18 protein-coding genes and 1 pseudogene are annotated in these 21,982 nt (G+C 36.8%); 9 read left to right on the top strand and 10 right to left on the bottom strand.

Features of this window, described 5'->3' with window-relative positions; genetic code table 11:
* Nucleotides 1–290: 290 nt before the first annotated feature.
* A pseudogene (locus tag GYY69_RS00180) lies at nucleotides 291–467 on the bottom strand (integrase core domain-containing protein); the annotation flags it as partial.
* A gap of 443 nt (nucleotides 468–910) precedes the next feature.
* Between GYY69_RS00180 and GYY69_RS00185 the strand changes: the two are divergent.
* A complete protein-coding gene (locus GYY69_RS00185) occupies nucleotides 911–1,936 on the top strand; it encodes a hypothetical protein (RefSeq protein WP_174795864.1) in 1,026 nt (341 codons plus the stop codon).
* A 611-nt stretch (nucleotides 1,937–2,547) separates the two neighbouring features.
* The gene (gene ettA, locus GYY69_RS00190; protein WP_174795865.1) at nucleotides 2,548–4,215 is read left to right on the top strand and encodes an energy-dependent translational throttle protein EttA; all 1,668 of its coding nucleotides are present in this window, start codon (nucleotides 2,548–2,550) and stop codon (nucleotides 4,213–4,215) included.
* Nucleotides 4,216–4,309: 94 nt separating this feature from the next.
* On the opposite strand, the gene GYY69_RS00195 is transcribed toward ettA, so the two are convergent.
* The 3 genes from GYY69_RS00195 to GYY69_RS00205 are packed head-to-tail and all read right to left on the bottom strand — an operon-like array spanning nucleotide 4,310 to nucleotide 7,874.
* Nucleotides 4,310–5,938, bottom strand: a complete 1,629-nt coding sequence (locus tag GYY69_RS00195; RefSeq protein WP_174795866.1) for a DUF2813 domain-containing protein — start codon at nucleotides 5,936–5,938, stop codon at nucleotides 4,310–4,312.
* A 15-nt stretch (nucleotides 5,939–5,953) separates the two neighbouring features.
* Complete coding sequence (gene rfaP / locus GYY69_RS00200; protein ID WP_174795867.1) at nucleotides 5,954–6,757, bottom strand: lipopolysaccharide core heptose(I) kinase RfaP; 804 nt, start codon at nucleotides 6,755–6,757, stop codon at nucleotides 5,954–5,956.
* Entirely contained in the window at nucleotides 6,750–7,874 is a 1,125-nt protein-coding gene (locus GYY69_RS00205; protein ID WP_174795868.1) for a glycosyltransferase family 4 protein, read from the bottom strand. The genes rfaP and GYY69_RS00205 overlap by 8 nt, the downstream gene beginning before the upstream one ends.
* A 352-nt stretch (nucleotides 7,875–8,226) precedes the next feature.
* On the opposite strand from GYY69_RS00205, the gene GYY69_RS00210 reads away from it, so the two are divergent.
* From GYY69_RS00210 to GYY69_RS00220, 3 genes are all read left to right on the top strand, one after another.
* Complete coding sequence (locus GYY69_RS00210) at nucleotides 8,227–9,153, top strand: TIGR01212 family radical SAM protein (protein ID WP_174795869.1); 927 nt, start codon at nucleotides 8,227–8,229, stop codon at nucleotides 9,151–9,153.
* Nucleotides 9,154–9,245: 92 nt separating this feature from the next.
* A complete protein-coding gene (locus GYY69_RS00215) occupies nucleotides 9,246–9,521 on the top strand; it encodes a DUF2645 family protein (protein WP_174795870.1) in 276 nt (91 codons plus the stop codon).
* 589 nt (nucleotides 9,522–10,110) lie between these two features.
* On the top strand, nucleotides 10,111–11,073 hold the full coding sequence (locus tag GYY69_RS00220) for a hypothetical protein (protein WP_174795871.1): 963 nt from the start codon (nucleotides 10,111–10,113) through the stop codon (nucleotides 11,071–11,073).
* Between the two features lie 377 nt (nucleotides 11,074–11,450).
* On the opposite strand, the gene cydC is transcribed toward GYY69_RS00220, so the two are convergent.
* Genes cydC through trxB form a run of 3 tightly spaced genes read right to left on the bottom strand, consistent with a single transcriptional unit; the run spans nucleotide 11,451 to nucleotide 15,760 of the window.
* Nucleotides 11,451–13,082, bottom strand: a complete 1,632-nt coding sequence (cydC, locus tag GYY69_RS00225; RefSeq protein ID WP_174795872.1) for a heme ABC transporter ATP-binding protein/permease CydC — start codon at nucleotides 13,080–13,082, stop codon at nucleotides 11,451–11,453.
* The gene (gene cydD, locus GYY69_RS00230) at nucleotides 13,076–14,791 is read right to left on the bottom strand and encodes a heme ABC transporter permease/ATP-binding protein CydD (protein WP_174795873.1); all 1,716 of its coding nucleotides are present in this window, start codon (nucleotides 14,789–14,791) and stop codon (nucleotides 13,076–13,078) included. Before cydD ends, cydC begins: the two co-directional genes overlap by 7 nt.
* Before the next feature lie 15 nt (nucleotides 14,792–14,806).
* Entirely contained in the window at nucleotides 14,807–15,760 is a 954-nt protein-coding gene (gene trxB / locus GYY69_RS00235; RefSeq protein ID WP_174795874.1) for a thioredoxin-disulfide reductase, read from the bottom strand.
* 342 nt (nucleotides 15,761–16,102) lie between these two features.
* Between trxB and GYY69_RS00240 the strand changes: the two genes are divergently transcribed.
* The gene (locus GYY69_RS00240; RefSeq protein WP_065585956.1) at nucleotides 16,103–16,288 is read left to right on the top strand and encodes a hypothetical protein; all 186 of its coding nucleotides are present in this window, start codon (nucleotides 16,103–16,105) and stop codon (nucleotides 16,286–16,288) included.
* Nucleotides 16,289–16,359: 71 nt separating this feature from the next.
* Here GYY69_RS00240 and GYY69_RS00245 read toward each other — a convergent pair whose 3' ends face one another.
* Complete coding sequence (locus GYY69_RS00245; protein ID WP_174795875.1) at nucleotides 16,360–17,022, bottom strand: NAD(P)H-dependent oxidoreductase; 663 nt, start codon at nucleotides 17,020–17,022, stop codon at nucleotides 16,360–16,362.
* A gap of 8 nt (nucleotides 17,023–17,030) precedes the next feature.
* The gene (locus tag GYY69_RS00250) at nucleotides 17,031–18,293 is read right to left on the bottom strand and encodes an AmpG family muropeptide MFS transporter (RefSeq protein ID WP_174795876.1); all 1,263 of its coding nucleotides are present in this window, start codon (nucleotides 18,291–18,293) and stop codon (nucleotides 17,031–17,033) included.
* A 282-nt stretch (nucleotides 18,294–18,575) separates the two neighbouring features.
* On the opposite strand from GYY69_RS00250, the gene GYY69_RS00255 reads away from it, so the two are divergent.
* Complete coding sequence (locus tag GYY69_RS00255; RefSeq protein ID WP_174796141.1) at nucleotides 18,576–19,565, top strand: NAD(P)-dependent oxidoreductase; 990 nt, start codon at nucleotides 18,576–18,578, stop codon at nucleotides 19,563–19,565.
* A 56-nt stretch (nucleotides 19,566–19,621) separates the two neighbouring features.
* The gene (gene mltB, locus GYY69_RS00260; RefSeq protein ID WP_174795877.1) at nucleotides 19,622–20,695 is read left to right on the top strand and encodes a lytic murein transglycosylase B; all 1,074 of its coding nucleotides are present in this window, start codon (nucleotides 19,622–19,624) and stop codon (nucleotides 20,693–20,695) included.
* Between the two features lie 65 nt (nucleotides 20,696–20,760).
* Here the strand turns inward: mltB and GYY69_RS00265 are convergent, their stop codons facing one another.
* Nucleotides 20,761–21,153, bottom strand: a complete 393-nt coding sequence (locus tag GYY69_RS00265; protein WP_174795878.1) for a sulfite exporter TauE/SafE family protein — start codon at nucleotides 21,151–21,153, stop codon at nucleotides 20,761–20,763.
* 299 nt (nucleotides 21,154–21,452) lie between these two features.
* Here GYY69_RS00265 and GYY69_RS00270 point away from each other — a divergent pair, with 299 nt between their 5' ends.
* A complete protein-coding gene (locus tag GYY69_RS00270; RefSeq protein WP_174795879.1) occupies nucleotides 21,453–21,872 on the top strand; it encodes an OsmC family protein in 420 nt (139 codons plus the stop codon).
* Nucleotides 21,873–21,982: the final 110 nt, after the last annotated feature.

A 21,982-nucleotide genomic window follows, 5' to 3' on the forward strand; every position in this document is an offset into this window, starting at 1 on the left:
AAAAATAGTGAGTAATGAGTAGTATAGCGCTATAAAATAATCTTTAAAAGCCGTGATGGGTAACTAATATTGTTGTCCATTACGGATGTTTAAAAATGATAACTATTTTCATAAAATCCTTTTCACATAGAGATTAAATTTATTCCTTTATTTTTTCCATAACAAGATTAATTAGCGCGGGTTTTACAAAACTTAACATAAAAATTATTTTTACTTTAACGTCATATTATAATGAGTCTTGTATTGTAAATACCCCAATTTTTAGTAAAAAACTAACGTAGAAAATTATGCTACTTGTTTTGTGTTTTATATTCAATGGGCGTCATATTATTTAATACCTCATGCGGTCTTTCAGTATTATACATGGTGAGCCATTGTTCGGTCTTTCTCCTAGCTTGCTTTAGGTTGTTAAAAAAATATAAATCTAACACTTCTGTTCGATAAGTCCGGTTAAATCGTTCAAAATTGCTAAATTGAACGTTATTACCAATATTAAATATTTCTACAAAAGTTAAAACTTTAGAAATATAACATCATATTTTAATTAAAAAATTACTATCACCTTAGAGTTGAATCGTTTTTATCTTCACATTTCTTTACAAAAAAAGCTAGCCAACCATTTTTTTTACGGCTATAATTTGATCGCTATAGAGGTTTAAGCTTATTAAATAAGCGATCGGTTATAAAAATATAAATAAAACAAAACATTACTTGACAGGTGGGACGTGATGCATTATCATTTTAGACACCAGACACCAGACACCAGCACTGGCAAACCTGCGTCTTAAATTTATCCAATAACGCACTTAGGCAATTTTTCACACCTTTCTCATTTATATCCTCAAAGTTATCGCTTAAATTATTATCGACATTGTTCCGAAAAATCTTGTTGGTGTTGGGACTGTTATTATTGCCGTATTCATGGAATTTAGAGGCATTAACTAGTAAAAGTGGTCTAGCAAATAATCATCGTAGTGATGCCATAATATTACCATCGTCCGAAAACCCGTGTTTAAAATATGATAAAGGTGGGGATGCAAGTTCAGCTGATATATGGATATGGAATCCTGATTATTTTGATCCAAGTGCGCCATTGGTTTGTTATGCCCAACCTAATTTATCAAACGATTCCAGTAATAATACTGTATATCAAGATTTAGATGGTCCGGATTGGGCAAAAGGAAAAGGATTTGTTCCACAAGATGTAAACAATCCACAACGTAATTTCCCGTCGACAGGAACAAATAATGTTTATTTTTATTTATTGTTAGCAAACATAACACCAGAAGCTATTATTTTAGCTAATGGCGCTAGTGTATCCCCAGAGTTAGGGAATGGTATTAGTTTAGATTTATCATCTGCACGTACACCTGGTTGGGGAAAAGGCTCACAAGATGTTGCTTTAAAGATAGTATTGAAAGGTCCTGCAAATAGTAGCGCTAATAAAAATTTTAGTCCCTCTACATTTAAGCTTTATTCTGATAGAGCCAAAACTAACGTATTGTATAGCTTTAAAATTGAAAGATGGTATATAGCCCAAGGGGCGGGTATAAATGCTTCAGTGAGTAAGGCAAAAGATTATTGCAATCAAATTGGTTATCGGATGCCGAGTGTGGCAGATTATACTAATGCAAATAATGATGATGTGTGGACTGGAGGTATTCCCGGAAGAAATATCAATGGTTATCGACGCCAATTGAGTTATCGTAGCGGTAATGGTAAGTGGATTGGTGGGTTATTTAATGAATGGGGAACCCTATTTAACAATCCTGATCACTATTTAGGTCTTGACGACTGGGAAACTAGCCATCCTTATGATTGGTATTGGACAATCGATCCATACAAGGGAGAATCAATTCGAGTCGATCTAGGGGATGGGGATTTAGGTTATGGAGTAACTTATGAACTATACAGAGCTGCTTGTGTTAAGCCGTAGTTAAATTTGTTTTATCTGTTCAGCAAATAGTTTGACTCTGTAACCTTTTGAAGTTACAGAGGTTATTACGAGTAAGTTAATTATAGAACTTACTCGCATTGTTTACAGTAATTTGCGAAAAAACTGTAATAAATAGACATAAAAAAGCAAAATTAACACCTTATCATTGACTATTTATTAGCTATGATAATACGGTTAAACTGCATAAAGCAATTTTGGGGAAAACGCTTTATGAGTTTTTAGAGGATTGTTTTAATGATGAAGTGTAAACAACTCGATGTTTTCCTACATTAAAATAACCGCAATGTGTTATTAACATTATTACATATTGCGGCTTTTTGGGAAGTGATATAAAACTCTTTCTAGTATATATTCTTAATTAGCAATCTATTGATAATAAATTTAAAAATAAAATGTTTTTACTAGACTTAAACAAATATAATCTCCCATTTTTTAATTCTATCAGTATTTAAGATACATTATTGTATAAGCAATTAGAGCATTCTTGTAAATAACCCTAGACCCAATCCTAAGAATCGCTACAATATACGCCATTAGTCGTATAGCAAATACTTTTTGCTATTTTTAATCAATTAAACGGATAATGTTTTATGGCGCAATATGTTTATACCATGAATCGCGTTGGGAAGATTGTTCCTCCTAAACGCTATATTTTAAAAGATATTTCTTTAAGCTTCTTTCCGGGTGCAAAAATTGGTGTGCTGGGTTTGAATGGTGCGGGTAAATCTACTTTACTGCGCATTATGGCGGGGGTTGATACCGAAATTGAAGGTGAAGCACGACCACAGCCTGACATTAAAATTGGTTATTTACCACAAGATCCGAAATTAGATCCTAAACAAACCGTGCGCGAGGCTGTAGAACAAGCAGTTGGTGATGCTAAACAAGCACTGGCTCGACTAGATGAAGTATATGCTGCTTATGCTGATCCTGATGCTGATTTTGACAAATTAGCCAAAGAACAAGCGGAACTAGAAGCCATAATTCAAGCGCAAGATGCGCATAATTTAGATAACCAATTAGAACGGGCAGCCGATGCGTTGCGTTTACCTGATTGGGATGCAAAAATTGAAAACTTATCGGGTGGTGAACGCCGTCGTGTGGCTATTTGCCAGTTATTGCTGGAAAAACCTGATATGTTATTAATTGACGAACCAACCAACCACTTAGATGCCGAATCGGTTGCATGGTTAGAACGATTTTTACATGACTACGAAGGCACAGTTGTTGCGGTAACCCACGATCGCTACTTTTTAGATAATGTAGCTGGTTGGATTTTAGAACTTGACCGTGGTGAAGGTATTCCATGGGAAGGTAATTATTCATCTTGGCTTGAACAGAAAGATCAGCGTTTAGCGCAAGAAGCCTCGACTGAATCGGCACGTCGTAAATCGATTGAAAAAGAACTCGAGTGGGTACGGCAAAATCCAAAAGGGCGCCAAGCAAAAAGTAAAGCCCGTTTAGCCCGTTTTGAAGAACTCAACAGTAACGATTACCAAAAACGTAACGAAACTAACGAACTATTTATTCCACCTGGGCAACGTTTGGGTGATAAAGTGATTGAGGTGAATAACCTAACTAAATCGTATGGCGATCGTGTGTTGATTGATAATCTGTCTTTTAGCATTCCCAAAGGGGCAATTGTTGGCATTATTGGTCCAAATGGAGCAGGGAAATCAACGCTGTTTAGAATGCTATCAGGCAAAGAACAACCTGATTCAGGTACCATTATTTTAGGTGAAACTGTGCAGCTAGCCTCGGTTGATCAGTTCCGCGATAACATGGATGATAAAAAAACCGTTTGGGATGAGATCTCAAATGGTCAAGATATTATGCGTATTGGTAATTTTGAAATTCCAAGCCGTGCTTATGTTGGTCGTTTTAACTTTAAAGGTGTTGATCAGCAAAAACGTGTGGGTGAACTTTCAGGTGGTGAACGTGGACGCGTGCATTTAGCTAAATTATTGCAAGTGGGCGGTAATGTTTTGTTACTTGACGAACCGACCAATGACTTAGATGTCGAAACGCTACGTGCGCTGGAAAATGCATTATTAGAGTTCCCGGGCTGTGCCTTAGTGATTTCGCATGACCGTTGGTTCTTAGATCGCATTGCGACCCATATTTTGGATTATCAAGATGAAGGCCATGTTGAATTTTTTGAAGGTAACTTTACCGAGTACGAAGAGTGGAAAAAACGCACACTGGGTGCTGAGGCATTAGAGCCAAAACGCGCTAAATATAAACGAATTACCAAATAGATTTAATCTTCATTGTATTCCGCTGAAATTATGTCAGCGGAATGGTTTTATCTTCTTGATATCTATCTGAAACTATTTTTTAGACGGTGATGACTTAAACTAACGCCTTAGAAACTTTAATAATGTTGGCAAAGGTCTCAGTTAGCAAACGCGGTATAGCGTTTATACCACGTGATTTTACATCATCACAAATGGCAATCGCAAGATCAGGTTTTGAACTTTTATGAATCGCTTTTTGAATAATTTGATGTACAGGCAGATCAATATGCTGTGTTGTATTATAAGCAGCGAGTTTATAAACGTGGCTAAATCCATGTTTAAATAAAAAGTTTTCAATATCTCGGGCAGGTAAAACGGTTAAGTAATCATTGGGGTTTTTATCGTCACCACATAGCGATTTTATGGTATCGGCATATTTTTTACCAGCCATATCTCCATCTGTTATCACATACCAATGGATACCCATTTTATTGGCATATTTTATAAGTGGTTTTAAACCGCACTGAGCAAACTCAATGAGCTGAACTCCTTCTGAACTCAAATGGTAACCACTTTGTTCTGCAAGCTCACGCAATAACCACACTTCGGTTTCGCCCTCAACTAATAACCAACATCGTGCAAATAAGGCGTTAGCTCGCCGGTAAAGAATATGAAAGGCAATACGACGGCTATCGCTTATGCTTAATGAATGGGATTCGATATATTTGGCAACAATATGATCAGGCTGGCGGATTAATCGATAAAGGCTTTCTAATGGAAATAGTGAAACCAGATCACTTGAGTTCGAGGTAATGATTTTTTGGGTAGGAAAGTTTTTAAGTAAACGAAATGCGACAGATAAAATAATAGGATGAAGTGAACTCTCAGGCTCTTCTAAAATTAAAATTGGCATGGCGCTTGATGAAAGTGAATAATCTCCTTTCGCTTCAATGATAGAGCCAAAAATACCTAAAAATACAGTGCGTAAATAATCATTATCCAGATTATCTAATACGTCATTGATCTGTTCTAAAACCGTCCAATCTTCTGTTCTTGGTGTACTTGTTGCATTATTTTGCTTGTAACGATAGCGATGCGCTTGATCGACAAAGTAATATGCTAATAATGAGCGTGCGGCTTGTAGACCTCGAGCTAGTTCCTTTTGGGTTAATTCGGCTGAATGGGCTTTTAGTTGGTTAGAAAGCTGTGCAATATAGTTTTCGGAAAATGGCTCGTTAGTTACAGGTAATTGTGTAGGGTTAATCGCATTTCGAAGTGTCATTACTGGGTTTAGGCTGATTAAAATCGCAATTAATAATTTTTCATTTTCAATATTAACAGGTTTATCCTGTCCATTGAGCAATTTATGTTGGGTTATAATTTGGTTATTTTGTTTATTGGCCGAAATTTGATAAGTAATTCGATGCAAATTATCTTGCTCTGATAGATACGAAACAGAGCATAATGGTTGATAATCTTCATGATTCAATTCATGTAAATGCGATTGGCAATAAGTGGCCTTAATGATGATATTATCGCCATAATGTTGATATTGATCATGGTAAAAATCGGATTCAACAAATTGATAAAACTTATTATCGAGCGATAACAGTTGCAACGCACTAATTAAACTCGAGCGCCCCCAACGATTTTCCCCCATGAGTACACTAGAGCCCGCATTTAATTTCAAAGATAGCTGATTGATACCCTTAAATCCTGAAATATCAATTTGTTCAATAAACATAATGTATCCTTATGGCTAAAGGTGATACTTTTCGGTGCGTTTACGAATTCGTTCTGCTTTTTTGTGCGTACTATTAATTAATTTCGATTCATCATACACAATGGTTTTCAGAGGCTTATTAAAATAGATTTTTAAAAACAGCCAAATATCACGATCAGTTAAGCCAATTTTAGTTGATGAAAAATAAAGCCCAATTAAATCTTTATCTCGCCAGCGAGTAGGCACTTTATTGCGAGTCTGTGCTCGGTGTAAATCGATAACCGATAATTTGATTTGCTGCTGATTTTCAAATAGCGGTAAATCCAGCAAAAAATGACACAAATAACAGTCACGATGATTAACACCAGCAGCGTGCATTTTAGCTACCATTTTTGCCAAATAAACAATTAAAGAACGTTTTAAGTGATAGCTTGGCGGCTTAGTTAGCCACGAGTTTGTAAAATCTTCTAAACTGATTGTCGGATTAAGATCTTGAGTGATAATAAATGAATAACGAGTCAACGGATTTAATCCTTTGCGTCCAAAAGCACGCCCATCCATGGTATTTACGCCAGCTTGCGCTAGGCGATGAATAGCACCCCATTCCTGCTTAGCATCTAAAACGGGTAAACGTAACGAAATTAGATTTTTCACAATCTCTTTAACCGTTGTGCCACGATGAATTTTAATAAAGTAAGATTGCCCAGCAAGCTCAAAATTCAACGTTTTGCGTTGTTTAACTGCACGATAGACTTTACCCGATATTAACTCAACCTCAGCAAATGGATCTTTACCGCTCCACAACTGATCAAAAGGTGATTTTAACTCAATTTCATTCATGATTATCACAACCTAAAATAATATCTGCGGCTCGCTGCGCTAAATGATACAAATCCGCCGTTTTACCATAATTTATCGCATTGTTATGCCATGTTATTAATTGATCGTGATTGGTTATGGCATTTTGTACCGCCTGATTGAGATCTGCTTGTACAAAAGGCTCGGCAAGGATCACCCCAGCGTTTGCATCGTGTATATGATAAGCATACCCTGAAATGCCCGATACAATAACCGGCACACCAGCGACCAATCCTTCAACCAAAACCATACCGGCGGCTTCTTGCCTTGCTGGGTGCAATAGCAAATTTGCTGCAAATAAAAAGTCAGGGATATCATTACGCCCTGCAAAAAAACGAACTTGATGCTCAATGCCCAGTTTTGCAGCTAGTTTTTGATAAGCATCGGGTTTGTCTTGTCCTACCACTAAAAAAGTGACTTTTTGCTTTAATTCGTTAGGTAAAGCTGCAATGGCGATTAACGAACGATCCACCCCTTTTCGTTTAAAATCTGAGCCAATTTGTACCATCACAAAATTATGTTCATCAATTTGATTGGCTTGTCTAAATTGCTTACCTTTAGCTAGCGACTCATGATTGTATTGGCGATCTTGCGCAATACCGGGTGGCAAAAGGTAAAATCGAGATGGATCAGTATGGTAATAGTGCTCAAAATCACTAATTTGCTGTTTAGTCAAAACCATGACTTTGGTTTGGCTATGTTGATTAAATACCGCATCTTCAAAAGCCAAATAATGCTTACAGCGTTTAGACAATTTATAAAAAAAGCCCTTATGCGATACTTTTTCAGCAAAGCTGGTATCCCCTGAAAAATAGACATCCAAGCCAGGCATTTTATTAAAGCCAACTACACAGTCAACCGGATTCGCTTGCAAATGCATTTTAACCCAATGGTAATAAGATAGATTACAGCTATGATTCGACCAGCCCTTTCTAGGCACTAAAATAATATCAAACCCAGCAGGCTTATCGCCTTGCCACGCCATCACATAAATTCGCACACGATGACCACGAGCTTGACAAGCCTTAGCAATTTGCAAAAAATCACGTTGCAAACCACCAAAAGGAAAATATTTATAGATACAAAACGCCAGTTGCATGCAGGTTGCCTCAAATTGGAAAGGGATATTATATACTTATTGATAAGCAAGGTGCAAAAATAGCTGGTTTTGTGAGGATTTTCTTAAAAAGTAATTAGGTATTAAATTGATTTTATTGATGTTTTTTTCTTTTTATTAAAATCAATCATTTAAGTTTAAAAAAGAAGATGTTCCATAAATCTTATTGATCAACGATAAGTAAACCCTTACTCTTAATTAAAAATGGCTATTTAATAGTGCAAAAATAGGAGTAATGGAATTGATTTTAAGTAAGAAACAAGTTTCATATATCGTTGCTTGAACTAAATACCCTAACTCCGTAAAATAAACAAAATTTTATTTTTGGTCTATTATGCAACTTCATCTTGTCGTCAATACTTTTGGTTCCGATCTTCAGCGTCGATATGGCGAAAAGATCTATAAACTGACCTTACACGGGGGATTTAGCTGTCCTAACCGCGACGGCACTATCGGCTTGGGGGGGTGTACTTTTTGTAATGTTGCCTCGATTATTGATGAGTCGATTCAAGTTAAATCAATTGCCGATCAACTTGTATCGCAAGCCCATCAAATGAAAAAATCTAAACGCTATCTTGCATACTTTCAAGCCTACACCAGTACTTATGCTGAAGTTGCAATCCTAAAAAATATGTATGAACAGGCACTAAATAGTGCTGATATTGTTGGGCTTTGTGTGGGTACTCGCCCTGATTGCGTACCGAATGAAGCACTTGATTTACTGGCAGGTTATCAATCTCAAGGTTTTGAAGTATGGTTAGAACTGGGCTTACAAACCGCTCATGATAAAACCTTACATGATATAAATCGTGGACATACTTTTAACGATTATCATCAAACCGTACAAAAAGCTCGTAATCTTGGTATTAAAGTGTGCACTCACTTAATTATTGGCTTACCCAAAGAAACCAAACAAGATAATTTAATCACGCTTGAACGTGTATTAAATAGTGGTGTTGATGGCTTAAAATTGCACCCTTTGCATATTGTTGATGGCAGTATTATGGCAAAAGCATGGCGAGCTGGGCGTCTTGGCGTTTTATCATTAGATCAATATGTCGATATTGCTGGCGATATCATCAGGCAAACGCCCGCCAATATTTTATATCATCGCATTTCAGCTAACGCTAGAAAGCCAACCTTGCTAGCGCCAGATTGGTGCGAAAACCACTGGCAATCAATGAACGCAGTCGATCATAATTTGCGCCAATTTGGTGCCCAAGGTAGCGCTATTGGCGATGGTTATTGTTTTAAGTTGTAGTAGCTTTTTTGAATGGTACTACAAAGCAGGTAAAATAATCATAACATCATAATTTAAATTAAAATTAAAATTAAAAGGATTTTGGGTAGATTATGAAACTTGTTTCGTTTATCTATTTGTTTTTGCTATTAGGTTTAATTAATTTATTTTCAACTTCTCATTACGAATGGATGTTGGAATCAGGCGATATCGATAACCTCTGCCAACTTCCATCGGGTGGACGATATACAGCTGAACCGATAATTTTTTTAATTCCCTGTATTTGTCTGTTATTTTTAATAAAAAATAAAAAAATAAGATATGCATATTTATTAATAGCACTCATCTATCTTTTATGGTCGTTTTTAGGGCGTTACAGTTGGTGTTAACGGCTAAAACCGATGATTTACTCTTTGTTAAGCAGCGATTTTACGTTTTCAGTTAAAAGATCCTCTTTTAGGCTTAACGATGTTATCGTTGTTACCTGAAAGATTTTTGAGCAAAAGATTGTTTGGGATTTAAATAGGTTTCAGAGATTGCCACTAAAGTTATTTTTTGATCAAAGGATAAAATGTCCGAAACTCACGGCATCCCAAAGCTGAATCTAACACATTAACAAAACTTTACTAAAATTAAAAAATACTAGCCAAGATTTTTTTAAACAGTTATACTTCGATCAACTAAAAATCAGTTTATTTAACAAGCAATTAGACATATAAAAGATAAATAAAACAACAATTTAATTGACGGGTGAACTATAATGTATTATCATTTTGAACAGCGAACAGCGAACAGCGAACAGCGAACAGCGAACAGCGAACAGCGAACAGCGAACAGCGAACAGCGAACAGCGAACAGCGAACAGTTGCCTTAAATTTATCACATAACACATTAAACAAGTTTTTACTCTCTCCTCGAATTTATCTCCTCAGACTATTATCAAAATTACCCCTAAAACTCCCGTTTGCATTGTTGTTATTGTCGTCTTTATGGCATTCGCAGGCATTGGCCAGCAAAAATGGTCGAGTCGTTAATAATCGTAGTGATGCAATCGTATTATCGCCATCACCATTCATCAACTTCGCTCGGCCGAATTTGGTTTACGGCACACGTGAAAACGCCGGTCCTGCTGGCATATGGCATCCAAAGAAAGGATTCTTTACGCAATCAATCAACCCCTCATCATATGCGCTTAATTTTCCGACCACGGGTGCTAATGGATTATATTTTGATTTAGACATAGAAGGTGTTGATGCAAGTGAATTGACATGGGAGCCAGTTACACATGAGGGAATAACCGCTACGGTGACACAGAAAGCAACAAGCCATTATGAGGATGATTGGCTTGATGGTCCAGAAGATGTGACGCGTGTTATCTTAACAGGCCCTAGAGTAAATGATGATGATGTTGATGAAAACGGTAATTACCTTGAAATCAGTCAACATCCAACTTACCTAGGTCTAGTTGGCAAGCCAAATTTACCGCAGACATTCGAGTTAGTGGGTAAAGATAAAGAGGGTAATGTGGTTGTAACATATGGATTTGTATTACAGAAGTGGTTCCTCCTGCGCAATAGCGTATGGAATTATAATGCTCCAACCCACGCCGAGTGGTGTGATGGTTTAGGCTATCGACTTCCAAAAGTAAAAGACCTTACCAATGCGTTCTGTCGAGGTTTCGACAGACACGAATGTCAAGGTGCTGTTGGTGCCACGCCGTCATCAAAAGGTAATTATTACCAGCGCCAAATAGGGGCTGGATTTTTCACGGAGTGGGGCGCCATGTACCATTATACCGAGGGTTCAGATTTTGGTAACGACGGCCACCCAGTAAGTGATCCAACGGGTGACAATACGTACTTTGCTGTGACCACATTTGACGGTCAAGTGTTGCGTAACCCTGCGTATATCGATTATGAGGGGCTTTGCGTCACTCCATAGTTTTTTAGTTCTTAGTCTTAGGTAGGAGGGGATGATATTAATTAAGGACAAGCAATCAGAGAAAGCAGCTCAGCATAGGTGACTGAGCTGATGATGATAAGTTTGCGCTTTTGTGGTTAAACTGCAAAAGCGCTTTTTTTTAAAATCAATAAAAAATTGATATCAGAATGTTTTTATAAAATACATACCAATCTTTCACAACACCCAAAACCAACCATTGCAACAAAAATAAATATATAAATATTTGATTTTAATTGAAAATATTAATTTCCTGCCTAAATGTTTTTTATAAGAAAAACACTCGGATTTTTTACGACTCTCAAAGGTCAATATTGCCTTTTAACCGCAATTGAATCCTGCCTAAATTCAGCCACTTGTCAAAGTGAAATAATCCTATCGAACAACGGATTATCAGTCAAACGATGCGTAACCATGATTAGTGTTTTATTTTTGCATGTTTGTTTGATCAATCGAATAATTTGTTGTTCTGTTTGTTGATCAAGGCTTTCTGTGGGTTCATCCATTAAAATTAACGGTGAATTATGCAGTAATGCCCTTGCTATGCCAATTCGGCGAATTTCACCGCCCGATAAAGCGCGACCACCTTGTCCAACTAGTAAATCTAAACCTTGCTCGGTTGTGAGTAATTTGTCGAGTTCAACTTGGTGTAATACGTCGATTAACTGTTGCTCGGTAGCTTGTTGATTGCCTATTAGCAAGTTTTGCCTTAAGGTGTCGCTAAAAATAGTGATCACTTGAGGCACCATGGCGATAGCTTGTCGTAGTGTTTTTTCGTCAAGTTGATTAAGCTCAATACCGTTGATATAGATATGGCCTAATTGAGGTTCCCATGTGCGATTAACCAGACTTAATAAGGTTGATTTACCGCAACCTGTTTTACCAACCACACCAATATGTTCACCTTGTTCTATTGTCAACGAAAAATCCGTTAATACCGCAAAGGGTTGATTGGGATAGCTGAAATTAATTTGTTCAAATTGCAATTTTGCCGAACTTAAATCTATCGCTTTACCTTTGTCAATAAATTGGATATCGGGTATTTGGTTAAAAATAGCCGTTGTACGTGTGGCAGAAGTGAGTACTTGCCCTAAAAAGATAAATGCACCAGGAATTGGCATGAGTATTTCGGCACTTGCAAGACTAACAAATACAAATAAAGCCACTAAAGGGGATAGAGTGTATTGGGTAATTAGCCACAGAACCAGTAACGTTAAAAAGCCAGCAATAAGCAAGACCAATGCACTTGATAGCGCCATTAATGTTGATTGCCGTTGTTGATTATAGAGCCAGTTTGATTCAAGCTCATCAAGTTTCGCGCGATAGCGTGGTTGTGCATTAAATAGGATAAGTTCAGCTTGTCCTTGTAGGTAATTAATTAATAATAATCGGTATTCACTTTGTTGTTTAGCTAGTGTTTTACCTAGCTGTTTTCCAGCTTGATAAAAGATAACAGGTACCACAAGTAAAGTAGTTGTAAGGATAATGGTAATGATTAACGCAATGGGTAAGTTTATGCTTGCTAACCCTACGAACAAAACGCCAATGGTAACTAACGCGGTTACAATGGGCGAAAAGAGTTTTAGGTATAAGTGATCAAGTGCATCAATATCGACAATAAAGCGATTAAGCAAGTCTGCTCGTTGGTAATGAGCTAATTGATGGGTACTTAGTGGTAAAATTTTACGAAAAGCAAGTGTTCTTAAATAAGCCAAAATCTTAAATGTGGTATTGTGATCAACCAAACGCTCCATATAACGTGAAACGGTTCGAGTAATGGCTGCCGCTCGCACACCTGCCGCAGGCAACATATAATTAAATGTATATAAACCAGCCACGCCAACAAAAGCGGTAGAGGCTAAAAACCAACCCGATAGGGATAATAAAAATACGCTAGCAAGCAGTGTGAGAATCGATAGCGATAAGCCAAATAAAATTTGCCAAAAATAGTGTTTATAAAGGGCTATATAGGGGCGCAATATGGCTAGCATAAATTCTCCTTGATATCACAATGTAGCTTGCCATTAGCTAATAGCCAGATCTGTGCAAAATCTTGCATATCATCTGTTTGATGAGTGATGGTGATGCTATTGGGTGCTATATGTTGCTTATCCAAATTTTGTATGGTTTGTTTATCTAAGCTGGCAGTTGGTTCATCAAGAATCAGTAATTGGCAAGGTTTAAGCATTGCTCTTGCTAAAGCGATCCGCTGTGCTTGCCCAACCGACAAACGTACCGCATCTTCACCAACTTGGGTTTCAATACCCTGTGGTAATTTTGCAATGACATCGGTTAATTGGGTTTTGGTTATCACTTCATCAAGTTCTTTTTCAGTGGCATTTTGCTTGCCAAGTAAAATATTATCGCGAATAGAACTATTTAACAGGTAAGGATTTTGTCCAATCCAGCTAATGTGTTGTTGCCAGTTATTAATATCTAATTGATTAAATTCAATACCATTAATTTTTAGTGAGCCTTGATAAGATAAAAAGCCGAGTAGTACTTGTATTAACGAGGTTTTACCTTCGCCACTTGTACCTATTAAAGCCAATTTAAATGGTGTTTGCAGGCTAAACGATAACGGACCAACAATCGGTTGTTGTTCGCTAGATAAAACAATTAAGTTATTGGCTTCAATGGTTTGTAGTGGTTCAGTCAATTTGATGTTTGCGGTATTAGCCTTGGTTTGTTCTTGTGATAATTTTTTAATTAAAAACGTTTCGATATTATCAGCCGCGGCGATTGCTTCGGCTTTGGCATGATAGTAAGTGCCTAAATCACGTAAAGGTTGAAAGTACTCAGGGGCTAAGATTAGTGCAAAAAAACCTGCAAATAAGGTAACGGTGCCATTGTATGTGCCAAAATTAAATTCGCCTAAATACGAAAAGCCAAAATAAACCGCGACAATGGCGATCGAAATAGAAGTAAAAAACTCTAACACTGCGGAAGATAAAAACGCGACTTTTAGGACTTGCATGGTTTTGATTCGAAAATGTTCAGACGCGCGGGCGATTTCGTTGGTCTGTTTTTCGCCTTGGTCGAATAGTCGAATGGTATTAAGCCCCTTTAAACGATCTAAAAAGTGACCACTTAAATAAGCGAGAGCTTTAAAATGACGGCGGTTAATATCAGCAGCCCCCATTCCCACTAAAATCATAAAGATAGGAATCAGAGGTGCCGTGCAAAGCAAAATTGCAGCAGCAGCCCAGTTAAATGGGAAGATAGCAATACAGATTAAAATCGGTGCCATGCTTGCCAAGCGCATTTGGGGTAGATAACGGGCAAAAAAGTCATGCAATTTATCAATTTGTTCAATGAGCAACGTGCTCCATGCGCCAATAGTACTTTGATTTAGATAAGCAGGCCCATGTAGCTCAAGTTGATCAATTACTTGCTGTCGAATTTGCTGCCGAACTTTTTTGCCTATAGCAAAGTTGATTTTTTCGCGTAGATAGATTAAACCCGCTCGAGCGAGTAGTACCGCAATTAATGCGCCAAAAAAGGGTAGAATATCTACAAAATGTTGTTGTTCAATAATGATTCTTTGCAAAATTATTGCAAGCAATCCCGCTTGGATAATGATTAATACCGTTAAAATAAAGCCAGTTAAAATTGAAGCTCGCAAATTAGCTTTATGCCTTTTTGCATGCTGTTTTAACCAGCCAAGTAGATAGGTCTGGCGTTTTTTATCTAATGACATAAAGATTTTTACTGCTTATTTTAAGTTATCCAAATAGTGTTCAGCATCTAAAGCCGCCATACAGCCCGTACCGGCTGACGTGATTGCTTGACGATAGATATGATCCATTACATCACCAGCAGCAAAAATTCCCTCGACACTGGTTTGAGTGGCGTTGCCTTGCGTACCTGATTGTACTTTGATATAACCACCGTTGAGTTCAAGCTGACCTTCAAATATGGTGGTGTTTGGCTTGTGGCCAATTGCGATAAATACGCCTAAAACTGATAATTGTTCGGTTATATTGGGATCTTGTGTGCTGCGGATCCTAACACCAGTCACGCCCATATTATCGCCTAGTACTTCGTCGATAATGCGATGTGTATGTAGGATAACTTTGCCTTCCTTAATTTTTTGATCCAAACGGTCCATCAATATTTTCTCAGCTCTAAAGCTATCTCGACGGTGAATTAAATGGACTTCGCTAGCAATATTGGCTAAATACAGCGTTTCTTCAACCGCAGTATTGCCGCCACCCACTACGGCAACTTTTTGGTTGCGATAAAAAAAACCATCGCAGGTTGCACAAGCAGATACGCCTTTGCTTTTGAATGCTTCTTCTGACGGTAAACCAAGGTATTGTGCTGATGCGCCAGTTGCAATAATAAGGGCATCACAACTATATTCAGTCTCACTACCAAAAAGTTTATACGGCTTAGAACTAAAATCAACACGATCGATCTGATCTAAAATAATTTCAGTATTAAATCTTTCGGCATGTTCTTTCATTTTGACCATTAATTCTGGTCCCGTTAAATCAGGTGCGCCAGCTGGCCAGTTTTCAAGCTCTGTGGTTGTTGTCAGTTGTCCGCCTTGTTGCATTCCAGTAATTAACACAGGAGACAGGTTAGCGCGTGCGGCATAAACCGCTGCAGTATAACCTGCTGGACCAGAACCGAGTATTAATAAACGTGCATGTTTGGTTTTCATTTTAAATCCTTATTTATTTTCAATTTTGGCAACTTTAGACAAAACTCGCGCAATTAATGGCAGTAAGTCTAACATTATCAATCTTTATCGTGCAAAAAAATTGGTTATTGTAGCAATAGGTAATGACAATAGGCTTTATTAACGTTAAATAATTGGGTTATCTGTTCCTTTTCGGTTCTTTTAAAATTAGTTGTGATTTTTAAAACGATATTGGTTTTTGTTTTTGCTTTGTAGCGTTTAAAATACGTCCCTTTCTTATTCTTAAATTCCTTTTTCTATTGTCTGATAATGTAGTTTTGATTATCGATTTATTTGACATCCTAACAAAACGGGGGAGATGCTATGAATAATCCTTCAAAAGAAAGTGTAGAAGCTGTACTTACAAAAATTAATTGGGCACAAGAGATTTTAAATTCGGTACAACAAAATGTCAGCGATCCTCAGATTGGTAATATTTTATCTGGAATTGCTTTTATTATGGACTCAGCTTCAGCTGACGCCGAAGCGCTCTATCAATCAATTGAATAATGATTTTGCCTGTTTTTTATCTACCTTCATTCGCTATGTGGCGATTGAAGGTAGCAAGTTGCTATATCTGTTTAGTGATTATCAGTAAGATACGTCGTTAAATCAGCAAGTGGCCAACGAACATGCGCTGCTGGTTCATTGATTCGATAACCAAAAGCTAAACAAAGCCCTACCCCAAATGATTCTTCACCAATTTGTGGAATATGTTTTTCTAGCATTTTTATCACTTTATCATGGTCGAACCCACCAATAGCACATGAATCAATACCGCGAAATGCCGCAGCAGTCATCATATTGGCACAAGCGATGTAATCTTGCATTTCTGACCAATGGTTGATCGTTAAGCCATCAGCAAGCCCTTGCTCGCAAAAATTGATAAATGCTTGGCAGGCAATATCAATAGATGTTTGATTATTTGGATCGGGTAAAGTGCGCGCAATTGCACGTCGTAAATAATCGCTCTGTAATGTAAAATTATTCGCTTTTCGATAAAGCACAATCACAAAATGTGAGCAACTGGTGACTTGTTCTTGATTGTAGCAAACATTACGTAATTCTGCTTTTATTTTGCTACTGTCAACAACCACAAAATGCCATGGCTCCATGCCAAATGATGAAGGAGATTGCCGACCTGCTTCCAAAATGTATTGAATATCATCATCCGTAATTTTTTTTGTGTCATCAAATTTTTTACATGCATGTCTAAAGTCGAATGCTTGGGTTAATTTATCCATATTTTCTCCTAAGATTTGATATTCCACGGGGCCACTTTTAATAATAATAGCATACCTGGAATGGCAAGAATCGTACATAAACCAAAAAATGTTGTCCATCCCAAATGTTCAACCATAATACCTGTTGTAGCATTAATTAATGTTCTTGGGATAGATGCAATACTGGTAAATAAAGCAAATTGGGTTGCGGTATAAAGGGGATTGGTTGTTTTAGCAATAAACGCAACAAAAGCGGCCGAACCAAGACCAACGCCAAGTGATTCAAAACCAATTACTATGGCTAATAATGTTTTTTGGGATGTCCCTATGACAGTAAAAGGGCCTTCTATTGAAAGCCAAGCAAAACCTAAAATTGAAATGACCTGTACAATACCAAAAGACCATAGTGCGCGGTTTATACCTATTTTAATCATCAAAATCCCCCCTATTAATGCACCAAATACGCTTGGCCATAAAGAGGCGTTTTTAGCAATCCAACCAATGTCTGGTCGGCTATAACCCATTTGTAAGTAAAAAGGGGTGGCTAAAGAGGTTGCCATACTATCGCCTAATTTATATAAAAAGATAAATGCTAAAATTAATATGGCTGTTTTAAGTCCATTTCGAGTAATAAATTCACTAAATGGTCTAATAATGATATCTTCAAAATTATGATTTTTGGGTGTTTGATTAGTTGGTTCTTTAACAAGTAGTGTCATGACGATAGCCGGTAGCATAAATAGTGCAGTAATGATGAAAACACTATTCCATGGTAGAGAGTTTGATAATATCAGTGATAATGATCCAGGCACTAAACCTGCAACTCGATAGGCGTTAGTGTGAATGCTATTACCAAGTCCTAATTCTTTATCAAGTAATAATTCCCGTCTAAAGGCATCAAGAGCGACATCTTGCGTAGCTGAAAAAAGTGCAATAATGAAGCAAATAGCAGCGATTAACCAAATATTTAATGAAGGTGAAAGAAACCCCAATATTGCGATTGAAAAGATAAGTACAATTTGCGAACCAAGCATCCAACCACGTCGCCGTCCTAAATGAAATAATGAAATATTATCCATAAAGGGGGACCAAATAAATTTCAAAATATAGGGAGTTTGTGTTAATGAAAACGCACCAATTGTTTTGATATTTATACTTTCACTTTCTAACCAAGCTGGTAATAGTTGTAATAATAAATAAAAGGGCAACCCAGAAGCTAAGCCGGTAAAAATGCAGATCAGCATTTTAGTGGTAAAAATTGTTTTTAAAAGTGAATTTTGCGCATTATTCATTATTTAACTTTATTGGTTAGTTTTTTTGCAAAGTGCTATCATACCACACAACATTTAAAAAATAATTCTGCAAGCTTAGATAAACTGTTTATCTACAGTCATATTTTCAACATAAGAAAAGTTATATTGCAAATATGTTGAAAGCGAAAAATTCATTATTTTATTTAGGTTTTGTTAAAAAGTTTCAGGAAACTATGTGTTTCAGTATAAAATTAATGCCAATAACCAGTTAAAAAGTTAACTAATTACCATTAAGAGGGGTTTAGTAAGATGAAAAGTTCAATTAAAGTTGCTGTTTTTAGCAGTAAGCATTACGACAAAGAACATTTAGAAATGGCGAACAAAAAGTTTGGTTTCGATATTGAATATTATGAACATAAACTGAGCCATAAAACAGTTGTTACTGCCCAAGGTTATCATGCGGTTTGTGCATTTGTTAATGACGAAGTAGATAAAAAAGTACTACAAAAATTAGCCAGTTATGGCATTAAAATTTTAGCCCTTCGTTGCGCTGGGTTTGACAATGTTGATTTAGCAGAGGCTGAAAAATTGGGTATTACGGTGGTTCGCGTGCCCGCTTATTCGCCAGAAGCTGTTGCAGAACATGCAGTGGCTTTGATGATGACGCTAAATAGAAGGACACATAAGGCCTATCAGCGCACTCGTGATGCTAATTTTTCGTTAGAGGGATTAACTGGATTTAATATGCATAATCGTACCGCTGGCGTTATTGGTACTGGCAAAATTGGTCAAGCAGTTATCCGTATCTTGAAAGGTTTTGGTATGCATATCCTTGCTTACGATCCTTATCCTACTGATATTGCTGTTGAGTTAGGAGCTCAATATGTTGAGCTAGATGAGTTATATGCAAAATCAGATGTTATTACGTTACATTGCCCAATGACGCCTGAAAATTATCACTTACTGAATAAAGAGTCTTTCCAAAAGATGAAAGACGGTGTGATGATTATCAATACCAGCCGAGGGGCATTACTTGACGCCACAGCGGCTATTGATGCATTAAAACAAACAAAAATTGGCGCTTTGGGGATGGATGTTTATGAAAATGAGCGTGATCTATTCTTTGAAGACAAATCTAACGATGTTATTTTAGATGATGTATTCCGTCGCTTGTCTTCTTGTCATAATGTTATTTTTACTGGTCATCAGGCCTTTTTGACACAAGAAGCATTGCTAAATATTTCTGATACCACTTTAAACAATATTAAACAAGTTGCTGAAGGTAAATCATGTCCAAATATTGTTAAATAATAAGAAATATCTTATGATGTTGTCGATTTTTTAATTACTTAAGATATGGATTTTTTATGCAGCGTATTATCATTTTTATTAGCATAATTTTATTGCTTGCAGCTTGTAGTAGTCGTAGATCTTCAACATCACCTATGAAAGAACACCGCGGACATACTAATGTTAAAGGCGGTGTTTATCTTGAAAAAGATCACAATCAATCTAAAATCGCCAGTCCTCCGTTAGCTGTAGATAAAGAAAAATTTATCGATAGAATGGTAAGTAAGCATGGTTTTAATCGTCAACAGCTTCGCAATGTGCTTGCACAAACCAATAAACTTGATTGGGTTATTAATTTAATGGATAAACAAGCTCCAAAAGCTGGCTCAACAACGCTGCCGAATGGCGCTTGGATTCGATATAAAAATAAATTTATTACACCGAGCAATCTTCCTCGTGGAGTCGATTTTTGGAATCAATACGAAAAAGAATTACAACGTGCTTATAATGAATATGGTGTACCGCCAGAAATTATTGTAGGCATTATTGGTGTCGAAACAGGCTGGGGTAGGGTAATGGGTAAAACTAAAGTGATTGATGCTCTATCAACACTTGCTTTTGACTATCCAAGACGGGCGCATTATTTTTCTAACGAATTAGAAGATTTTTTAGTTATGTGTCGTGATGAAGGCGTAGATCCATTTGATTTAAATGGATCGTTTGCTGGTGCAATGGGATATGGTCAATTTATGCCGTCTGCATTTAGACGTCATGCTGTTGATTTTAATCGCGATGGGCATATTGATTTATGGGATCCGGTTGATGCAATTGGTAGTGTGGCGAACTACTTTAAATCATATGGTTGGCAACGTGGTAAAAAAGTGGCAGTAATGGCTGACGGTCAGGCTCTATCACTTGATACTGGTTTTAGCACTAAATACTCAATTGAAACATTAGCAAAAGCTGGGTTAAAACCACAAAGTTCATTAGATGGGCATACTCAGGTGAGTCTATTGCGTTTGGATATGGGCGATCGTTACCAATTCTGGTATGGATTACCGAACTTTTATACTATCACCCGTTATAACCATAGTTCGCATTATGCAATGGCTGTTTGGCAATTAGGACTGGCCGTCAAAGAGGCAAGATAGTCATTGATATTTGGTATCAAAATTTATAAGGTCACTTTTGTGGCCTTTTTTATATCCAATAATGTTTAATATATGATTAACTTGATTGCGAGCAATAATAAAAATAGACCAAAAAATCTGATTAATTTTTTAATTGATAATTTTTGCGCAATTTGCACGCCTACTTTGGCCATGGGGATGCTTGCTAGCATAATCACTAAGGCTGCAGGTAAATAAATAAAACCTAAACAGTAGTTTGGTAATTGTGGATTATTCCAACCCGCGATGATATAGCCAATGGTACCACCAATGGCAACTGGTACAGTGAAAGCGGCCGATGTTCCGATGGTTTTACGCATATCAACACCACATCGTTGCAAAAATGGCATAACTAAAACGCCACCACCAACACCAAACATACCGGCTAATAATCCTGCAGCAGCGCCAATACTAAGAAAAATGACAAACTCAAAAATCATATTCAATCCTTAAGGTAGTGGTAAAGCGAACCACTTGGCTATTTGTTTGTTAAGTGAAAGTTAAGGCTAGATAATTGATTCTAATTATATTTACAAAGATGTTGTTGCAAATAATTTGGTTATTCTACCTGAGCTATTTGCAATAAGCCAATGAATCTATTTGCAAATAAATCAAAATTATTATCAAGTTTAATCACAAAGTAATAGGTCAAAAGATGACAGAATGTTTAAAAAAGCTTATGTTATTGCGTAAATTGTAACGAATGAAAAGTTTAAAGATAAATTGAAAGGAGCGAATAATGAAAGATCGTTTAAAGTGGATTGATGATTTTGGTTTTTTGGGCGAAACAGCAAGTGGGCATTCATTAGTGATGGATGGCGGTATTGAACATGGCGGTCGCAATCGTGGCGCTCGCCCTATGGAACTTTTGTTACATGGTGCAGCAGGCTGTATGGCTTATGATATTATCGCTATTTTAAAAAATAATAAAAAAGATGTTCGCGATCTTTGGATAGAGATTGATAAAACTCAAGCCGAATCTTCTCCTAAAGTTTATACATCAATTAATTTTCATATAGTTATTACTGGTATTAATGTCGATAGCGAGGCAGTTGAAAGAGCGGTGAAACTTGCTTCAGAAAAATATTGTAGTGCCTCTATCATGTTAGGTAAGACCGCAAAAATGTCGTATACCTATGAGGTGAAAGAGCATCATTAAATATCTTCTTATAACAAATAATTATAACTTAATAACAAGCTGATCTTAGTGCGTTTTTTAGTAATCATTTAACATTCTACTTTATTGATGATTATGATACGAAAACAATT

The organism is Gilliamella sp. ESL0250, from assembly GCF_013345045.1.
GTDB lineage: Bacteria > Pseudomonadota > Gammaproteobacteria > Enterobacterales > Orbaceae > Gilliamella > Gilliamella apicola_H.